Below are 20,012 nucleotides of genomic sequence, written 5' to 3'. Positions count from 1 at the left end.
ATATGAAAAGCAGCCATAAAGGTATTGCAGAGGGGGCATTGTTTGCCCTCAATATTTTCGTTATAGTACTACTCATAGCAGGCGACAGCCTGGTTGTGCCGCGCTGGCTGCAACCGGTTGGCCGCATGCACCCGCTTATCCTGCATTTCCCGATAGTGATACTGATGCTGGCTATGGTGATGGAGTTTTTCCGTTACCGGGAAGAGTTTATTAATGAAAAACTGTACCAAACTTTTACAAGCTACCTGCTGCTTTTAGGTGCGCTGTTGTCGTCAATAACAGTAATCATGGGCCTGTTCCTCTCGAGGGAGCCGGGGTATGAAGGTGATACCTTACAATGGCATAAATGGTTTGGCGTAAGTGTGGCTTTTGCCGGTTATGGGGTATACCTTATCCGCCATACTTCAAAGTATACCGTGAGGCTGGCTAAAGCCGGGGCGGTAATAACTGTTTTTTGTTTAATTGTTGCCGGGCACCTTGGCGGCAACCTTACGCACGGGCAGGATTTTGTTTTGGGACCGGTGATGGATAACAGCAAAAATGCTGTGCCCATTGATCAGGCGCTGGTATATAACGATGTCATTCGCCCCATATTTGAGGTAAAATGTCAAAGCTGCCATAATCCCGATAAAATGAAAGGCGGTTTAATGCTTACCGATTCGGCGGCCATTATGAAGGGCGGTAAAAATGGCAAGCTATTTATAGCCGGCGACCCGGCCATGAGCCTCTTGCTGCAACGTGTACACCTGCCCGAGACCGAAAAGAAACACATGCCGCCAACCGGTAAAACCCAGCTTACCGACGATGAAAAAATGCTGCTTTACCTGTGGATAAAAAGCAAAGCCGGTTTCAGCAAAAAAGTGATTGACCTGCCGGCTAATGATTCACTACGCATGATAGCCGCTATCCGCTTAAAACCCGCTGAAAGTACCGAAGAAGAATATGATTTCTCGGCTGCCAGTGAAAAAGACATCCAAAAGCTCAATAATAATTACCGCGCGGTGTATCCGTTGGCCAATGAATCACCGGCACTGGCGGTTAATATCTACAATAAAAGCACCTACAATGTTAAAGTGCTTGACGAATTAAGCCCGGTTAAAAAGCAGGTAGTTTCGCTTGACCTGAATAAGATGCCTGTAAAAGATGCCGATCTAAAAACGATCTCCAAGTTTGAAAATCTGCGCAGGCTAAATCTCAACTTCAGTGATGTTACCGGGAAGGGGTTAAAAGAACTATCCGGTTTAAAATACCTCAAAAGTATTTCGTTGGCAGGCGTTAAGCTTACTGCAGCCGAGGTAAAACAACTCATCGCCATAAAAAGCCTTAATGAGCTTGCTGTTTGGGATAGCGGCTTAAACCCGGTCGATCTGCAATCGCTTCAAAAACAAAACCCGAAACTCAGCTTACTGACGGGCTTTAAGGATGATGGTAAAGTAATGAAGCTTACCAGTCCGCAGTTAAAAAACGCTTCGGTTATATTTAAACAGAGTTATGCTTTACAATTGAGTAACCCTATAAAAGGGGCCGATATCCGTTATACTACTGATGGCTCTGCACCCGATAGCATCAAAGCAACTTCCTTTAAACCGGGCGTTGTATTTACCCAAAGCACGGTGATCAGAGCCAGGGCATTTAAAGCCGGCTGGTTAGGTAGTGATACGGTACAGTTTAATGTTTACAAATGTGCTTACACGCCTGATAGCATCAGCTTTATCCAATATCCGGACAATAAATATAAAGGCGATGGTGCCAAAACAATTATTGATAAAGAATTAGGCGGCGGTAATTTCGGTAACAGCAAATGGGTTGCCTCACAAAAGGATCTGGCCGTTATGATGTGGTTCAATAAACCTATCGATCTGCAGTCAGTTAGTCTTAATGTAATGCGTAATATAGGTTCGCAAATCTTTTTACCTGCAGCAGTTGAGGTTTGGGCTGGGGCAGATCAAAATCACTTAAAATTGCTCAGCACCCTCAAAACCCGAACGCCTGCCAAAACTGATCCGTTTGCGCTTATCCCGCTGGAGTGTAAGCTAAAGTCGACCCAACAAGTATCTTGTATAAAATTGGTTGCACAGCCGCTTAAAATTGTACCTGATTGGCATCCGGCTAAAGGCAAACCGGGCTGGGTGTTTTTGGATGAGGTGTTTTTGAATTGATGCGAATAGCTATCATGCAAATCACTGACAACTTGCGCTCATCTACGATGAGGGCTTAACTTGGGCTTACGTTTGTAACGTAAGCGTTGAGAATGGCGTTACAAACGCCAAACCACATTAAGCACTCGTTAAAAACGAGCGCAAGTTAAATCGGCTATGCAATTCTCTCTGTAAAGTTCGCGATTGCTTCGTGCCTCGCAATGACGGGTACGAAAGTTACTCCAATCCTTCCTCAAAAAAACATGTAGCTCACATGCTTCAGCACCTGGCGCAATTTTTCAAGGGCAATGCTCATCTGGCGTTCAACGGTTTTGGGGGATATATTTAACTGCACGGCAATCTCCCTGTACTTCATATCACTAAAACGGCTTAGCACAAAAATTTCGCGGCATTTTTCGGGTAGGGTGGCTATGGCAGCCTCTATTTGTAAGGCGAGTTCCTTTTCTTCAAGCCCGTTTTCAAGTGTATTGCGCAACTCATCAAACAGGTTGTTTTTTTCCAGATAGTTAACGTAAAGGTTTTCTATTTTTTGGCGTTTGAGGTAATTAAGACTCCGGTTTTGCACCATTTTAAAAAGGTAGGAACTTACAGACGCGCAAAAAGCAACCTCATGTCCGCGCTCCCACAGGTGGGTAAACACGTCGGCCGTAATTTCTTCGGCTACGGTTAAATCGTTTACGAAGCGGTTGGAGAACAAAGTTAACCGGGTATAGTATAGCCTGAACAGGGTTTCAAACGCTTTGGCGTCACCCTGAGTAAATGAGGTTATAGGTAGTTTGTTTTCCTGGATCATTAATCCTGCCTTTAATTAATCCGAATACTTTTTAAAAAACTTTAACAAGTTACAAAATTTTTAGTTCCGTATCAAATTTAATATGGAAATAATAAAAAGGTAACCCCGAACATTCTGTAAAAAAACTGCTACGCGTAATATGAGGGGTGTATTTAGGCCTCTTGCCGAATAAAATTGAAAAATATTTCCTGCGGCTTTGAGGGTATCTGTTTTTTCGATTGTCTTAACGATAATATTACAAATGGATAACGAAGAAGTAAAACTACTGTTGGTAAAATATATAACCGGCGAAGCTACCGCACAGGAGCTTGAGCAGGTTAAACAATGGATAAGTGCGCACCCCGAAAACGAACAGTATTTTGCACAACTGTACGAAACCTGGCACAACATGCTTTACCTGCAACCCGCGGTTGTAAATAAAGACAATGCCTTTAATAAGCTTTCAGCAGATATAGAGCCGAAGCAACCATCACGCTATGCAAGGCTCATAACCTGGGGTAAAGCGGCTGCGGCAATTGCGTTGCTAACGGCTGTTACTGCTACCTTATATACCAGGTATTCAAAAAATGTGGAGAGTGTAAGGCAGATAGCCGCCAATCCTGGCGCCATTAAAAAAATTGTTTTGAGCGATGGCACACAGGTTTGGCTTAACGCGGGCAGCAAGCTTAACTACACTGCCGATTTTGGCAAAACAACCCGCACCGTTTACCTTGAAGGAGAGGCCTTTTTTGATATCGCACCGGGCAAAAAGACGGTCCCATTTATTGTCAACACAAAAAACTATACCATACGGGACATCGGCACTAAATTTAACCTTAAGGCTTATGCCACCGATCCGTTTTTTGAAACTACCGTAGTAAAGGGGGAGGTATCTGTTGAGGGCAATGTTGATAACAACGTGCACGAAATGAGCCGTATTTATGTGAAATCGAGGCAGGTGCTCAGGATCTACTATCACCCTAAAAAAGAAAGCTACAGCTACACAGCGCCTGATACCAAAAACCTTAACGAGATCCAGGTATCGGAAATTGATTCGGCAAAGCTTGACCGTTACGACGGCTGGAAAGAAAACCTGCTGGTATTTGACGGCACTACCCTCAGCGACATAGCTAAAGTGCTTGAGCGAAGGTACAATGTAACCATAAACATGACCGATGCCGAATTAAGCAACATCCGCTATTCGGGCAGCTTTAAAAACATCCCGAGTATTGAAAAGGTGCTGGCCATTATAAAAGCTAATACCGCCATCAATTATTCAATAAACGGCAATACAGTAAACATTACACGAAACAACAATAATGATTAACCTAACTAAAACAAAAAAGCAAACTATGATCAAAAACTAACATTCTCTTTTACATAAAAAACCCGGATGTGCTACCAACACGCCCGGGCCTAAAGCAATCAAAGCTAATACCCTACGCTTGGGGAAGCATCGTATTAACTGATTAACAAACAAATTTATGATTAATTTTTACAGAAAGTCCGCTCTGGCCGCCGGCCCGTGGCAAAAAACGATCAAAATTATGAAGCTGGTAACCGTTCTGCTCTTAACGGGCATTATGCAAATACACGCTGCCGCTTATTCACAAAACGTTTACAACTTTAGTGTAAACAATATTTCTGTTAAGCAAATGTTTAAGCAGATTGAAAAAAGCAGTAAATACACTGTTTTTTACAGGCTTGACCAGGTTGACGTTGACAAGAAAATAAATGTGGACGTGCAGGATGCGCCTATTGAAACCGTAATGCAGAAGGTGCTGCAAAAACAGCCTTTAACTTTCCAGGTGGTTGATGATATCATTATCATAAAACCGGCCGACGACAAACCGATTGTGACCTTAACAGTAACAGGTGTGGTTAAAGACATTAACGGGCAACCCTTACCGGGCGTAAGCGTAAAACTCAGGGGCAGTAATCTGGGCACAGTTACCGATGTAAATGGTAAATATACCCTTACCATGCCCGACGGAAAAGGCACGCTTGAGTTCGGTTTTTTGGGTTTCACTGCACAAGCCGTACCGGTAAATGGACAAGCCACCATCAACATAACCTTGCTTGAAGAGTCAAAAGCACTGAACGAGGTGGTTGTGGTTGGTTATACCACTCAGAAAAAGAAGGACCTTACCGGCGCCGTTGCTGTAGTTAACGTTAAAGACCTTAATAAACAGGCTTCATCATCAGTTATTAACCAGTTACAGGGCCAGGCATCGGGTGTTACCGTAACCGGTTCGGGCCAGCCCGGCGAAGAGCCGCAGATCCACATTCGTGGTTTCAACACCTTCGGCATTAACACACCACTATATATTGTTGATGGTGTAGAAACAACCGACGTGAGCACCGTTAACCCTAATGATGTTGAATCGTTCCAGGTGTTAAAAGATGCCAGCTCCGCTTCAATTTATGGTTCAAGGGCTGCCAATGGTGTTATCATCATCACTACCAAAAAAGGTAAAGGCAAAGTAAATATCCAGTATGATGCTTACTATGGTACGCAAAAACCTAAAGGCGGCAATGTTTGGGATATTTTGAGTCCGAAAGATATGGCTACCCTGAAAATGACCGCTCAGAAAAACTCAGGCATCACCGATTTCCAGGATGATCAGTACAATCCCGACGGAACCGGTTCAACTTATACACTGCCTGATTACATTACGCCGGCAGGTGCAAAAGAAGGCGATCCGTCTGTTGACCCGAAATTGTATTATGTGAACCCAAATTATACATCACCTAACGACTATAACAGCTTTTACCGCATCACCAAAGCCAATAAAGCCGGTACCGACTGGTATCATGCCCTTTTTAAAAATGCGCCTATCACAAGTCATAACCTTTCTATCAGTGGCAGCACAGATCAGGCCAGCTATTTATTCTCTTTAAATTATTTTAACCAGCAGGGTACTTTGATAGATACCTATCAAAAACGCTACAGCCTGCGTTCAAATACAACCTTCAATTTAACAAAGCATATCCGCGTTGGTGAAAACCTGGCTTATACCATCACCAAAAACCCTAAGGTAAGCACCAACGATCCTGACGGTGTTATCACCATGGCCATTCGTGAGCAACCTATTATTCCGGTTTACGATATAAAAGGCAACTATGCGGGCAGTTACGGTTCTGGCCTGGGCGATGCCAATAACCCGGTTGCTATACAAAACCGCAGCGCTGTTAACGGTGCTATCGACTACAGGATCTTAGGAAACGTTTTTGCCGAAGCAGATATCATCAAGGGCCTTACTTTACGTACAAGCTTTGGTGGCGACATCGCTAACGGGCACGATCATTATTTTTCGTACCCAACTTATGAAAACGTTGAAAACTCGTTAACTAACAGCTACAGCGAAGATTCGTACAGCAACTACAATTACCTGTGGACAAATACGCTGACTTACCAGCGCGAATTTGGCAAACATAGTCTCAAAGCGTTGGTAGGTACCGAAGCTGTTTCTTACTACAACTCCAGCCTTGGGGCAAACAGTAAAAACTATTTCTCGTTTGACCCCAACTACGTGAACCTGTCAACCGGTACACCGGGCAGCAATTACAGCAACAAAAGCTCTCATTCGCTTTTCTCTGAGTTTGCTCGCCTTGATTACGCTTATGATGATAAGTACCTGTTCAATGCAACAATCCGCCGGGATGGCGCTTCTGAATTTTCTGAAAGCAACAAATACGGTTATTTTCCGGCGCTTAGTGCTGGCTGGCGTATCTCGCAGGAAAGCTTCCTGAAAAATACCCAATGGATCACCGATTTGAAGATCAGGGGCGGCTGGGGTATTATGGGTAACCAAATCAATATCAACCCGGAAAATGCCTTCACTACATTTAACACAGCTATTGGCCAATCTTACTACCCAATAAACGGCGGACCGGATATTGTTCCTGGTTTCTTCCAGGCCCAGATAGCTAATCCTAACGCCAAATGGGAAAAAGATATCAATACCAACTTTGGTTTTGATGCCACATTATTTGCCGGAAAGCTTTCCATTACCGCCGACTATTATCGTAAAGATATCCGCGACCTGTTATTTAACGCGCCTCAGTTGGGAACGGCGGGTAATGGAGCGGTACCGTTCATAAACGTGGGCAAAATGAAAACCGATGGTTTGGATATATCTGTAACCGGCAACTTCAAAGCCAGCAGCGACCTTAGCTTTACTACTACCGGTACATTCACCACTTACAGCAACAAAATTAAAACCGTATCAACCGGTGCCGATTATTTTTATGGTAGCCACTTAGGCAGGTTTGACAACTTTATTAGCCGTAACCAGGTTGGCCACTCATTAGGCGAGTTTTATGGTTACCAGATAGATGGCTTCTGGAATTCACAAGCCGAAATAGACGCGGCTAACGCATCGGCACAAAAAATTACCGGCAACCCTGATGACGTCTATCAATCAGATGTTAAAGTTGGTCGTTTTAAATACAAAGATGTTAATGGCGACGGGCTCATCACTGATGCCGACCGTACTTTTATCGGTAACCCCAACCCTAAGGTTACCGCAGGCTTAAACCTGAGTGTTAACTACAAAAACTTTGATGCAAGTGTGTTCCTTTATGGTTCGTTTGGAAACAAGATCTGGAACAGCGTAAAATACTGGACGGACTTTTACTCATCGTTTGAAACAGCTAAAAGCCATACCGCGCTGTATGATTCGTGGACACCAACCAACCATAATGCTAAAGCGCCTATCCAGGAGCTTGATGCCTCTACCAGCAGTGGCTCAACACCAAACTCATATTTTGTTGAAAACGGCACTTACGTACGTATGCGTAACGCGCAGATTGGCTATTCATTTAACCTGAACAGCCTTAAGAAAATAGGCGTACAAAAACTGAGGATCTATGCTTCGGCAACCAACTTGTTTACCATTACCGGATACAAGGGCGTTGACCCTGAACTTGGTGGCTCTACCAGCACTTTTGGTATTGATGAAGGCAGTTACGGCAGCGCCCGTACATTTTTATTCGGTGTTAACTTTTCATTATAACAGATTATTCAAGAAGGATTACGATGAAAGCATTAAAACATATTACAACGATACTGCTGGGGGCCTTGGCACTTAGCGCATGTAAAAAATCATATTTAGAGAAGCCGCTTACGGGCGCGCTTGAGCCGCAGTTTTTACAAACAGAGGCTGGCGCCAATGAGCTACTGATAGGAGCATACGCTGTTCTTGACGGACAGCAAGGCGGTGACGCTGCTGTTGGCGGCGGTGGCGCATGGGAAGCAGCACCGGATAACTGGATCTATGGCGGCGTGGCAGGTGGTGATGCATCTAAAGGTAGTGTGGCCGGCGACCAAACACCAATTGAGCCTATCATGAAATATAACTCAGATGGCAGCAACGGCTTTTTTGATAGTAAATGGCGTGCTGATTATGAAGGTGTTTCGCGGTGTAACAACACCATCAAATCAATCATGAGCGTTCCAAAAATATCTGATGCCAATAAAACCAACCTGCTTGCACAAACCCGGTTTTTAAGAGCGCATTATTATTTCGATCTGAAAAAGATGTTCAACAATGTGCCTTATCTGGATGAAACCACTACCGATATCAACCAGCCAAACTCGGGTGTTGATATCTGGGCCAAGATTGAGGATGATTTTAAATTTGCCTATGCTAACCTGCCAACTACACAGCCAGATGCTGGCCGTGCCAACAAATGGGCAGCAGGCGCATACTTAGCAAAAACATATCTTTTTGAACACAAGTACACCGATGCCAAGCCAATTTTTGACGCGGTTATAGCTCAGGGGGTAACTGCAAAAGGGCAAAAATATGCCCTTAACGCCAAGTTTAATGATAACTTCCGCACAGCTACCAACAACAGCGCCGAATCTGTATTTGCGGTGCAGGCTGCTGCCAATGCCGATCCTAACGGACCATCACAAGCTAATAATGGCGATATGCTGAACTTCCCTTATGGCAACAGCAGCCCGTTCAGTTGCTGCGGTTTCTATCAGCCATCTGTTGATTTGGCCAACCACTTCCGTACTAACCCAACAACTGGTTTGCCTTATCTTGATGATTATAACAGCCATGCCATCAAAACTGATATGAACGTATCGTCGTCAAAAGATTTTACCCCTGATGACGGCACCATCGATCCGCGCTTAGACTGGACTGCCGGCCGCCGTGGCATTCCATACCTTGACTGGGGCTTACACCCGGGTGCCGACTGGATCCGCGACCAGGATTACGGCGGCCCGTACTCGCCGCTTAAAAACGTTTATGGCCAGGCCGAGCAGGAAACCAATGGCGATAATACTTCATGGGCCCCAGGCTCGGGTATTAACTACAATCTTATCCGTTATGCCGATGTACTGCTGATGGCTGCCGAAGTTGAGGTGCAGGTTGGTAGCCTGGATAAAGCCGAAAGCTATGTAAACATGGTACGTAACCGCGCCGCAAATCCGGAAGGCTTTGTACACAAATATGCAGATGACGGAAATCCAACCGGCGGCTTTACTGATGAGCCTGCTGCTAACTATAAAGTAAGCCCATATCCGGGAGGAGCTTTCGCCAGTAAGGATTTCGCGTTAAAGGCAATATACTTTGAGCGTAAAATTGAGCTGGCAATGGAAGGCCACCGCTTTTTTGACCTGGTACGCTGGGGCATTGCCGATACCGAGTTAAACGCTTATATCAGCTATCAAAGCACTATCACCAACGATGTTAAAGGCGGCAAATTCCTGAAAGGTAAAAACGAATATTACCCTATACCACAAAAGGAAATTGACCTTAGCGTAAAAGGCGGGTCGCCGGTGCTGAAACAAAACCCGGGCTATCATTAATTAAATACCTCGCTATAAATAAACTTACCGGGCTATATGTTTCCCGGTAAGTTTATTATCTTGCCTTAACACCCCTGCTTCTGGAAAGCTGATTATAAACTTTTTTAAACCCATTTATGGACAAATCATCATCGCGGTTTTTATCGCTGGATGTGTTTCGTGGCATGACTTTATGCTTCATGATCATTGTAAATACGCCCGGCAGTGGGGCAGCCCCTTTTTCGCCGCTTGAACATGCCGCCTGGCACGGCTTCACCCCAACCGATCTTGTATTCCCTTCGTTTCTATTCGCCGTAGGCAATGCCATGAGCTTTTCAATGAAACGTTACCAGGAAATGGGTAATGCGGCAGTGCTAAGCAAGATCTTCAGGCGTACGCTGCTTATATTTTTAATAGGTTACCTGATGTATTGGTTCCCTTTCTTTTCAACAAACGGAGGCTTTCATTTAAAACCTATTGCACATACCCGCATCATGGGCGTTTTACAACGCATCGCGTTGTGTTACTGCTTTGCCTCCCTCATGATCCATTTCCTTTCTAAACAAACGGTTTTTATTTTATCGGGACTGTTTTTGGTGATCTATTGGATCGTCATGTTGGTGTACGGCAACCCGACCGATCCGCTGAGCATGACAGGCAATGCAGGTATCTATCTCGACAAATTTTTATTCGGCCCGGATCATTTATATCATGGCGAAGGCATTCCGTTTGATCCGGAAGGCGTATTGAGCACTTTACCTGCTATTGTTAACGTTGTGGTTGGTTATTATGCTGGTAAATTCATTCAGCAAAAAGGAAAGGGCTATGATACCACAACCAAACTCCTTTTAACCGGTTGTTTGTTCATCTTTTTGGCCTTATGCTGGAATATGGTTTTCCCAATCAACAAAAAACTGTGGACAAGCTCATTCGTACTGGTTACTACCGGGCTCGATCTTGTGATTCTGTCGGCGCTGATCTATATCCTGGAAATCAACAACTGGAACAAAGGAAACTGGGCCCGCTTTTTCACCACCATGGGTAAAAATCCGCTGCCAATTTATGTGCTTTCCGAAATATTGCTGATCCCGGTAAGCATGATCATTATAGGCGGCACAAATGCCGTAGACTGGGTAAACACGGCTTTTTACCAGGCCATAGCGCCCGGGCCAATAGGCTCATTGCTGTTTGCCATCAGCTTTATGCTAATCTGTTGGCTGGTTGCTTATATACTTGACAAGCGGAATATTTATATCAGGGTGTAATTCGGAATGTCTAATTTCGAATATTCGATTTCGGATTTTTTTATCCTCCAGCGGCCGTGTCCTCACGGCCGCATGCTGGTGTTTTTGTCTGAATCCGAATTTTAAAGAATTAAGTAATTACCCAAATGCCCTACAAATTCAAAAAATTCCAACAATCCCTTAAAATTCAGGTTCAGACAATATCCTGCTCATCTTTAAATCATAAAAATCATGGTTTAGAAATTACTTCTTAATATTATTTAAAAAGTTTAATTTGCGTACATCCAATTAAATAACAATTCTTTATGAAGAAATTATCCTTATTGCTTTGCGGCTGTATGGCGCACCTGCTCTCTGTAGCCCAAACAACCAAGCCTGCTCTCGCGCTTATCCCGCAGCCGGTAAAAGTAACCCAAACAACCGGCGAATTTGTATTGCCAAAAACCGTTGTTGTGGAGGCAAGTTCATCTGCCGATGTAGCCAATGTTACTGCCTATCTTAAACGCAAACTATCTACTGCTACAGGCGTATTCGTCACTGTAAAAAGCACCGCGCCAACGGCACCAATCAGGTTGGTTTTAAATAAAACAGCTGATACTCTCATTAAAACTGAAGGTTATAAACTATCAGTAACACCTAAAAAAGTAGTGATCCGCGCTAATGATGCTGCCGGGCTATTTTACGGTGTACAAACATTTTTCCAGTTGCTGCCTAAGGAAGTTGAGGGACAGGAAGTAGCCAAAGGTGTAAAGTGGACAGCTCCTGCGGTTGAAATTACCGATTACCCAAGGTTTGGATGGAGAGGTTTGATGTTTGACGTATCACGCCACTTTTTCACCAAAGCCGAAGTTAAGCAATACATCGACGCTATGGTTAAATATAAATTTAACCTGCTGCATTTACACTTAACCGATGATGAAGGCTGGCGTGTGGAGATCAAAAGCCTGCCAAGATTAACCGAGGTGGGATCGCACAATGTTAAAAAAGTAGGTCAGTTTGGTACATTTACGCCACCAACCGCTGATGAGCCACGCACTTACGGCGGTTTTTATACCCAGGAAGATATCAAAGAACTGGTACAATACGCCAAAGACAGGTTTGTAAACATCCTACCCGAAATTGATGTGCCGGGCCATAGCCTTGCCGCGGTGGTAGCTTATCCCGAACTTTCATGCACGCCCGGTGCCGATAAATATGTAGTGAACTCAGGCGAGCCTTTCATGGATTGGAGTGGGCCGCATAACCGCGCTATTGTTGATAATACCCTTTGCCCGGCTAACGAAGCTGTTTATACCTTCATGGATAAAGTAATTACCGAAGTTGCCCAACTGTTCCCATTTGGCTATATCCATTTAGGCGGCGATGAGTGCGCTAAGAATTTCTGGGAGCAAAGCGATGCCATAAAGGGGCTAATGGCTAAAGAAAACCTGAAAACCATGAGCGAAGTACAGGCCTATTTCGAAAAACGGTTGGAAAAAATTGTTGAATCAAAAGGCAAAAAATTTATGGGTTGGGATGAGATCATTGAAGGCGGCTTGGGGCCTAACGCGGCGGTAATGAGTTGGAGAGGCATTAAAGGTGGTATTACCGCGGCCAAAGCTGGTCACGAGGTTGTCATGAGCCCTACAACATTCGCTTATCTTGACTACATGCAGAGCGACCGTGTGAATGAAACCAAGATCTATGCTTCGCTCCGTTTAAACAAAACTTACTCATGGGAGCCGGTTCCTGATAGTGTTGATGCGCACCTGATTAAAGGTGGACAGGCTAACTTATGGACAGAGCAGGTATATAACATTCGCCAGGCCGAATATATGACTTGGCCACGTGGTATGGCCATTGCTGAGGATGTATGGTCGCCAAAGGGCACTAAAAACTGGGACGGATTTTTTAGCAGGGTAGAGAAACACTTTCCTCGCTTTGACGAAGCCGAGACTAAGATAGCGCCAAGCGTATACGATCCAGCATTTGATGCTACGTTAAACGCGGACAGCACCCTAAAAATCACCCTGACTAATGAGGTAAGCGGACTGGACACGTATTACAGCTTTGATAACTCGTTCCCCGACAGGTTTTACCCGAAATACACAGCGCCTATAGATGCCCCTAAAGATGCTACTACGTTAAGGGTGATCACCTATCGCGGTAAAAAACCAATCGGCCGTATGGTTACCATGCCATTAGCCGAGCTTAAAAGCAGGATCAAGAAATAAGATAATTATTAGTTAACCAAAGCCCTCCGGATTAAATTTCGGAGGGCTTTTTATTTCCCATAATTTAGAGGAGATACTTCAATAGCCTTAAAGATATTCCCTCCGCAGTTTTATAATTACGAGTCACCACCCTCCCGCCGAAGCCGCTGTGCACTTCTATCTTTTTTATCATCAAAGTGTTAAAAAATGTAAAAATCAGTCAATTACGTTAATCAAAAAAGCTTTTTCATCTCAATTTCATAAAGCGCCGCTACTTTAGTTTTTGTAAAGGAGTGATGTAGCGTAATTGATTTACTCTGCGTAAGGTAATTACAATACATTGTGTGTTCATTTTTAGATACTTAAAACTAATTTTATGCTGGCTATAAAAACTTTAACCGATAATTTAACAGTCTACAAACGTGAAGTACGTTTAATGGGCGATAAATTTGAGATTAGTGTGGTGGGTAACAACCCATTACTGGCCGATGAGCAAATTGACATTGCCATTGATGAGATTAACAGGGTTGAAAAACTGCTTTCGGCTTTTAGCGATGACAGCAGCATCAACCAGATAAACCGTAATGCAGGTATTGCCCCGGTAAAAGCCGACGGCGAAACCTTCAGGCTTATTGACCGGGCATTACAAATATCAGAACTTACTTACGGCGCTTTTGATATCACCTACCTGGCTGATAACTCGGTTAACGACGACGCTGCAGAATCAGCTTCGGTAAAAACAGCTAAACGTATACTGACCCTTGCCAGCTATAAAAACATAGCGCTTGATGCCGTAAATCAAACTGTGTTTTTGAAAGAAAAAGGAATGCGTATAGGCTTTGGCGCCAACGGTAAAGGATACGCCGCCGATAGGGCCAAATATGTATTGCAAATGAATGGCGTAAGCAGCGGCGTAATTAACTTTGGCGGCGACCTGCTTGCATGGGGCTTACAACCCAACCTGCAACCATGGACTGTGGCCGATGCTGATAGCACTCAACAAAACCAACCATTCGCCGATCTGGAGATCAGTAATCTTGCTTTTGCCACCTCGGTGAATGCCGAAAAATATGCAAGTATCAGCACAAAAAAATTCACCAGCGTATTTAACCCTAAAAAAGGTTTTCCGGTTAGTGGCATCACCAGCGTAAGCATTTTAAGCCCTACTGCCGAATTTGCTGACGCTTTGGCAACCCCAATACTCTCCATTGGTGTTAACGCGGGCCTGTACATGATCAATCAGCTTAACCAGGTTGCCTGTGTTATTATTGATGATCAAAACAGGGTTTATCCGTCAAAAGATATAGTTCTTTAATTTTTAGCAATTAAAGTTAATTCATAAACCTTTCATCATAATTTGTGAACCGTATTATTCAATTGCATCGGCATTTTTACAAGTGCCCCTGCAATTGAATTGTTATTATTGTACCTTTCTCATTTTGGTGTAAACATTTAATTTGACCGTTATTTGAGCCTTATTTTTACCTTTTCCTCTCCTCAATGATAAAGTGGTTTGCGTATATTGTCCTGTTTTTGATATTTGCAACACGTATATCATCTGCCAATGCCCTTACAAAAAACATTGATGTGCATGCCTATACCAGTAACAAAAAGCTGGTAACGTTGTCGTATACGCTATTAAAGACCGATACCACCAAAACAAAAAAGCAACAGGAGGAGGAAAAGAAAAAAATCAAGGAGATAGCCAAAGCAAAGCGGCAGGTTAAGCCGGCAACCGTTGATGACGACGCAGTGCCGCCTAAACCCAAACCAAAAAGGCAGCGCCGGCCCGAAGGCATGGAGCGCCCGCCCGAAATACCGAGAAGGAATGGTAATTAAACAGGTTAAACAGTTAAATATATTGATGAAATACCTTTGCTTACTTTTATTTATAGCTGCAAGCAGTTCCGTATTTGCCGCGGATACTGATTTGCACCTTTTTGCCGGTAAGCATTCTTTAGTAGCCGACTCAGATACCATTATCCGCAAACGCTCTGTTTCGGCAGGGGTGAGTTATGGCAGCGATGTGCTGTTTTTTGGCCGGACCGGTCCGGTAAAGTACCCTTTTGTAACAGCTGATTTAATCTACAATACTAAATCGGGCATATTTTTATATAGCTCGGCATTTAAGGTTTTAGGCTATGCCCCTGTTGATGAAGTTGATGTGGGCGGCGGCTATTTTTATAAATTTTCAAAGGCTTTTTCAGGATCAGCAAGTTACACCCGGTTCTTTTTCGCCCGGGATGCGGCGCAGGTTATTAAGTCGGCATCTTCAAATGATATCAACTTTAAAAACTCATATGATTGGAAATATCTGAAAACGAGCGCGGTAGTTGATTACCTTTTCGGTAAATCAAACGATATTTTCCTGACGGTTAGTAACTCCAAATATTGGGAAAGCAGCTGGAGCATTTTTGATGATCAGGATTTCCTGTCATTTAATCCATCGTTCAATTTTATCCTGGGTACACAAAACTTTGTGCAGCGTTATTCGCTCGATCATCATTTCAGGGACGAAGCTGCCAATATCTCAATCGAGTATGATCCGCGTTACGCCAGCCGTAACCGCCGGTTCAATATGCTTAATTATAGCTTCAAAATTCCGGTGGCTTATAACCGGCCACATTACACGTTTGAATTTTCATATAAATACTCTATCCCCGTTAACGTAGAAGGGGTATTGCTCAATCGCCGGGAGTCGTTTTATAACTTAACTTTTTATTACGTTTTTTATTAACCATAATTCATGAATGTTTTAGTAATAGAAGACGAAGAAGCACTTGCCCACGAACTGAAGATCTTTCTTTCAAATTATAACTACATCTGCGAGGTTTGTTTTGATGGCACTTCGGCATCCGAAAAGATCGCTACCAACCTGTATGATTTTATATTGATCGACCTCGGTTTGCCCGATTATGATGGTCTTGACCTGCTCCGCGAATCAAAAAAAACCAACTCGGAAGCAGCCTGTATCATATTAACTGCCCGTGCCGAAATCAACGACCGCATTAAAGGCCTTGACCTTGGTGCCGACGATTATCTGCCTAAGCCCTTCTCGCTGCTTGAACTACAAAGCCGCATGCAGGCCATCATCAGGCGTAAATTCGGGGTAAAAAACAACATTGTTGAACTGGGTGGTTTCCTGATTGACCTTACTGCACGTACTATATCTTACTACAACAGCGTTGTTAATACCATCACCAAAAAGGAGTTCGATCTGATAGCCTATCTCATTTTACATAAAAACCGTACGCTTACCCGTATGCAGCTTAGCGAACATATCTGGGGCAGCGTGGTGAATAACGACTACGATAGCAATTACATCGACGCACATATAAAAAACATCCGCAAAAAATTAAATGCTTATGCCCCGCCCGATTGGCTGGAAACGGTACGAGGTTTGGGCTATAAAATAAAGATCAACGCCTGAGTATTTGAAATTAGGAACAAAACTTACGCTTTTTAACGCCATCTCCAAGCTGGTTATCGTGATACTGTTTGTATTGCTTGTTCCTGTATTGATCAAAAACATCAGTCGAAATTATGTTGACAGCAAGCTCATCAAGCAAAAGAATAAGCTGCTGCAAATTGTAAAAAGCAAAGGCATTGAAACCTATATCGAAAATGGGGAAGCTTATGGCAGTTACCTGCCGCTTAAGGACGAATACATCAGTTTGGATGAAGTTGATCCCGATTATTTCCTGGATACCATAAAAAGAGGCAAGCGTCTTTTTAGCGAGGGCGATACCTTAGAATACCGCATATTAAGCCACACCTTTAAAGTTAAGAACAAAAACTACCTGCTGGAGATAGGCAAAAGCGTGGATACCCTGGACGAAACCAGCGTGCCGCTGCAAAATATAGCCTTCCAGGTATTGCTGGGGATGATCCTGCTTACCGTACTGGCCGACCAGGTATATTCAACCTATGTACTTAAACCGTTACGGCTTATTATCAAAACCAAGCTTGTAGGCCAAAAGTTCCCTAACTTTCATACCTACCGGCAGGTCCGCACCACTACGTCAGATTTTCAGCACCTGGATATCAGTATCCACAACATGATCGAAACCATTGCCGATAAGTTTCATAAAGAGCGCGAATTTATCTCCAATGCTTCACACGAGCTCATGACGCCTATCTCGATCCTCCAGTCAAAAATTGAGAATATGTTTGAGGAGGAGGATATTAACGATGAGCTTAAAGTCCGGCTGCTGGAGATGCAAAAGATCCTAAACCGGCTTAAAAGCATCACCAAAACATTGCTGCTCATTTCCCAGATAGAGAACGAACAGTTTTTGAAAGAAGACAGGGTTTCGGTATCCGAACTATTACAGGAGGTTTATGACGAGATCTCGATCCGTTTGCAGGATAAAAATATAGAGTACGAAATGTCCATGCCCGAAAACTGGCATTTTGTCAATATCAATAAGTTTTTACTCTTTAACCTGTTCTTCAACCTTATTAACAACGCCATTAAATATAATAATGAAGGTGGCAGTATCAGGGTAACCGGCGTAGCGGTGAATCATAAATACATGATCAGTATAACCGATACCGGGATAGGAATTGATGAAGACGCGATCCCGCTGATCTTTAACCGCTTCAAAAAATTCAGGCAATCGTTGCAGCAGGATAGTTTTGGATTGGGATTGCCTATTGTAAAATCAATCGCCGCCTTTCATGATATTGAAATTGATGTAACTTCTGAAAAAGATAAGGGAAGCACCTTTAAATTGATATTTCCTGCCACGCTTATAGTGGTAAGTTGAGGTGAGAAATAATCTGTCAAATTGTACTGTATCAAAAATTTTACTACCGCTTTGTACTAAAAATCGGGCAGTAGCTAAAAAATCCTCAATTCAGCATTCTTTACTCCGTTGAAATTAACTTTACTAATCATTAAAAAAATGTTGCTCTGATTGATGGGGAACATTCTTTTAAAGAATGTGCTTATTAAAACTGCCATCGCCCTTTTTTGGCATCTGCTTTGTAAAATGCACAGTATACATAATTATACAAGTACAATGAGAACGCTTAAATTAAAAGTAGCCACCCTTGGCATAGCATTAGCAACAGCAGGCATATTAGGCTCAGGATGTAATTCACTTACAAAAACACAAAAAGGAGCTGCCATTGGCGCAGGTGCTGGAGGTACAGTAGGTGCATTTATTGGTAAAGCCGCAGGTAATACTGCTTTGGGCGCTATCATTGGTGGTGCTGTTGGTGGTACCGCGGGCGCTTTTATTGGCCGTAATATGGACAGGCAGGCTGCCGAAATTAAACAAACGGTACCTGGCGCAACAGTAACCCGCGAAGGCGAAGGTATTTTGGTGAAATTTGATTCGGGTATTTTGTTTGATACCAATAAATCAGATTTGAAACCTGATGCGCAAACAAACCTGCAAAACCTTGCGGCTTCATTGCAAAAAAACCCGGAAACTAATATTACCATTATTGGGCATACCGATAATACTGGCCCCGATAGTTTCAACCAAACGCTTTCGGTAAAAAGGGCCGATGCTGTAAAATCATATTTAGCTGCAGGAAATGTGGCTTCATCACGCATGACAGTTACCGGAAAGGGCTCAAGCGAGCCAATTGCTGATAATACTACTGCGGATGGCCGTACAAAAAACCGCAGGGTTGAGATAACCATTACAGCTAATGATAAAATGAAGGAGCAGGCTAAGCAGGCTCAATAATTAAAAAAGATAATAAGATCAGTTAATAGTTTAATGAGGAAGTCCCCGGCGCAAGGCCGGGGCTTTTTTGTATATGCAAAAATCACTATTTGCACATTTGTTGAACTATGTGCTTGTCAAACTGATAAAAACATTTTGTAATCAACAAGTTAATCACCTATTTTTGCGATATGGTAAAAAGATCAGGAGCAATATTACTCACTATGCTGTACACAGTTACAGTGTTGGGCTTTGCTCTTAATTTCCATATCTGCGGTGATTATGTAGCATCGGTAAAGATTGACGCCCCGGCTGTTAATTGTAAAATGGACAAGCAAGGCGGCAAAATGAAATGCTGCAAAGACAAGCAGGTTGAAGTAAAGGTGAAGGACGCCCACCAGGGTGAAAGCACTTCATTTTTGGCAAAAATATTCGGGTTTGAACTGCCAAGCTGGTCGTTTGATAGTTTGTTTCCGGCATTGCCAGCTTCGTCTTCCGACAAATTTTATGACCGCGGCCCGCCCGATCCACCTGTGCAGGGCATTGCCTCATTTATCCGCAACTGTATCTTCCGCATTTGATCTGTTAATTGTTAACCCGATAAACCTTATCTTCAGTTTATTATCCAACAATTAATTATACGATCAACATGAAATCTTTAAAAATATTCATCCTTATATTTTCGCTTTCTGTAACCGCAGTAAAAGCTCAATTCATCAAAGCCGAACTACAAGTTAGCGGTCTTACCTGTGCACTTTGCGCTAAATCAACCGAAAAGGCATTACGCACACTGCCATTTGTTGGTGATATCAAAACCGACCTGATCCGTAACACTTACCTCATTACCTTTAAAAATGATGTGCCCGTAAATTTTGAGCAGATCAGCAAAAAGGTTCAGGGTTCCGGCTTTTCGGTTAACAGTTTAAAAGCCACTTTTAACTTTGCCAACACCAAGGTTGCCGAAAATACTTTCAACTATGGAGGCGATACCTACCGCCTGCTTAATGCTGCTGATAAATCACTTACCGGCGATGTAAACTTTACTGTGGTTGATAATGGCTTCGCTCCAAAATCAGTATCCAAAAAATATCTTGGCCAGGTTACCGACACTGCTCCCGCAAGCGGTCGCGTTTATCATTTAGCTATATAAGCCCTTCAT

The 20,012-nt window shown here is 43.3% G+C and carries 15 protein-coding genes; 14 read left to right on the top strand and 1 reads right to left on the bottom strand.

Features of this window, described 5'->3' with window-relative positions; translation table 11 throughout:
* Window positions 1-2: 2 nt before the first annotated feature.
* Entirely contained in the window at window positions 3-2,159 is a 2,157-nt protein-coding gene (locus EAH55_RS03045) for a c-type cytochrome domain-containing protein (RefSeq protein ID WP_121808431.1), read from the top strand.
* 232 nt (window positions 2,160-2,391) lie between these two features.
* Here EAH55_RS03045 and EAH55_RS03040 read toward each other — a convergent pair whose 3' ends face one another.
* A complete protein-coding gene (locus EAH55_RS03040) occupies window positions 2,392-2,952 on the bottom strand; it encodes an RNA polymerase sigma-70 factor (RefSeq protein WP_121808430.1) in 561 nt (186 codons plus the stop codon).
* Window positions 2,953-3,193: 241 nt separating this feature from the next.
* On the opposite strand from EAH55_RS03040, the gene EAH55_RS03035 reads away from it, so the two are divergent.
* From EAH55_RS03035 to EAH55_RS02975, 13 genes are all read left to right on the top strand, one after another.
* The gene (locus EAH55_RS03035) at window positions 3,194-4,258 is read left to right on the top strand and encodes a FecR family protein (RefSeq protein WP_121808429.1); all 1,065 of its coding nucleotides are present in this window, start codon (window positions 3,194-3,196) and stop codon (window positions 4,256-4,258) included.
* Between the two features lie 220 nt (window positions 4,259-4,478).
* Complete coding sequence (locus tag EAH55_RS03030) at window positions 4,479-7,949, top strand: TonB-dependent receptor (RefSeq protein ID WP_162996733.1); 3,471 nt, start codon at window positions 4,479-4,481, stop codon at window positions 7,947-7,949.
* Window positions 7,950-7,972: 23 nt separating this feature from the next.
* Window positions 7,973-9,757, top strand: coding sequence for a RagB/SusD family nutrient uptake outer membrane protein (locus tag EAH55_RS03025; protein ID WP_121808427.1), 1,785 nt, complete (start codon window positions 7,973-7,975; stop codon window positions 9,755-9,757).
* A gap of 116 nt (window positions 9,758-9,873) precedes the next feature.
* A complete protein-coding gene (locus tag EAH55_RS03020; RefSeq protein WP_121808426.1) occupies window positions 9,874-11,001 on the top strand; it encodes an acyltransferase family protein in 1,128 nt (375 codons plus the stop codon).
* Window positions 11,002-11,285: 284 nt separating this feature from the next.
* Window positions 11,286-13,193, top strand: a complete 1,908-nt coding sequence (locus EAH55_RS03015) for a beta-N-acetylhexosaminidase (RefSeq protein ID WP_121808425.1) — start codon at window positions 11,286-11,288, stop codon at window positions 13,191-13,193.
* Between the two features lie 355 nt (window positions 13,194-13,548).
* On the top strand, window positions 13,549-14,487 hold the full coding sequence (locus EAH55_RS03010) for an FAD:protein FMN transferase (RefSeq protein ID WP_121808424.1): 939 nt from the start codon (window positions 13,549-13,551) through the stop codon (window positions 14,485-14,487).
* A 185-nt stretch (window positions 14,488-14,672) separates the two neighbouring features.
* Window positions 14,673-15,011 (top strand): hypothetical protein, encoded by a 339-nt coding sequence (locus EAH55_RS03005; RefSeq protein WP_121808423.1) that lies wholly within the window; start codon window positions 14,673-14,675, stop codon window positions 15,009-15,011.
* A gap of 25 nt (window positions 15,012-15,036) precedes the next feature.
* Window positions 15,037-15,909, top strand: a complete 873-nt coding sequence (locus EAH55_RS03000) for a hypothetical protein (RefSeq protein WP_162996732.1) — start codon at window positions 15,037-15,039, stop codon at window positions 15,907-15,909.
* A 9-nt stretch (window positions 15,910-15,918) separates the two neighbouring features.
* On the top strand, window positions 15,919-16,602 hold the full coding sequence (locus EAH55_RS02995) for a response regulator transcription factor (RefSeq protein ID WP_112574673.1): 684 nt from the start codon (window positions 15,919-15,921) through the stop codon (window positions 16,600-16,602).
* A gap of 4 nt (window positions 16,603-16,606) precedes the next feature.
* Window positions 16,607-17,941, top strand: coding sequence for a HAMP domain-containing sensor histidine kinase (locus EAH55_RS02990; RefSeq protein ID WP_112574674.1), 1,335 nt, complete (start codon window positions 16,607-16,609; stop codon window positions 17,939-17,941).
* Window positions 17,942-18,196: 255 nt separating this feature from the next.
* On the top strand, window positions 18,197-18,874 hold the full coding sequence (locus tag EAH55_RS02985; RefSeq protein WP_121809016.1) for an OmpA family protein: 678 nt from the start codon (window positions 18,197-18,199) through the stop codon (window positions 18,872-18,874).
* Between the two features lie 170 nt (window positions 18,875-19,044).
* On the top strand, window positions 19,045-19,434 hold the full coding sequence (locus tag EAH55_RS02980; protein ID WP_121808421.1) for an HYC_CC_PP family protein: 390 nt from the start codon (window positions 19,045-19,047) through the stop codon (window positions 19,432-19,434).
* Between the two features lie 68 nt (window positions 19,435-19,502).
* Window positions 19,503-20,003, top strand: coding sequence for a heavy-metal-associated domain-containing protein (locus EAH55_RS02975; protein WP_121808420.1), 501 nt, complete (start codon window positions 19,503-19,505; stop codon window positions 20,001-20,003).
* The last annotated feature ends 9 nt before the right edge of the window (window positions 20,004-20,012 follow it).

Origin of the sequence: Mucilaginibacter kameinonensis (assembly GCF_003675385.1) — a bacterium.
In the GTDB taxonomy this organism is placed as follows: domain Bacteria; phylum Bacteroidota; class Bacteroidia; order Sphingobacteriales; family Sphingobacteriaceae; genus Mucilaginibacter; species Mucilaginibacter kameinonensis.
Note: the sequence above shows the minus strand (reverse complement) of the source record. Positions and strands in the feature narration are given on the sequence as shown.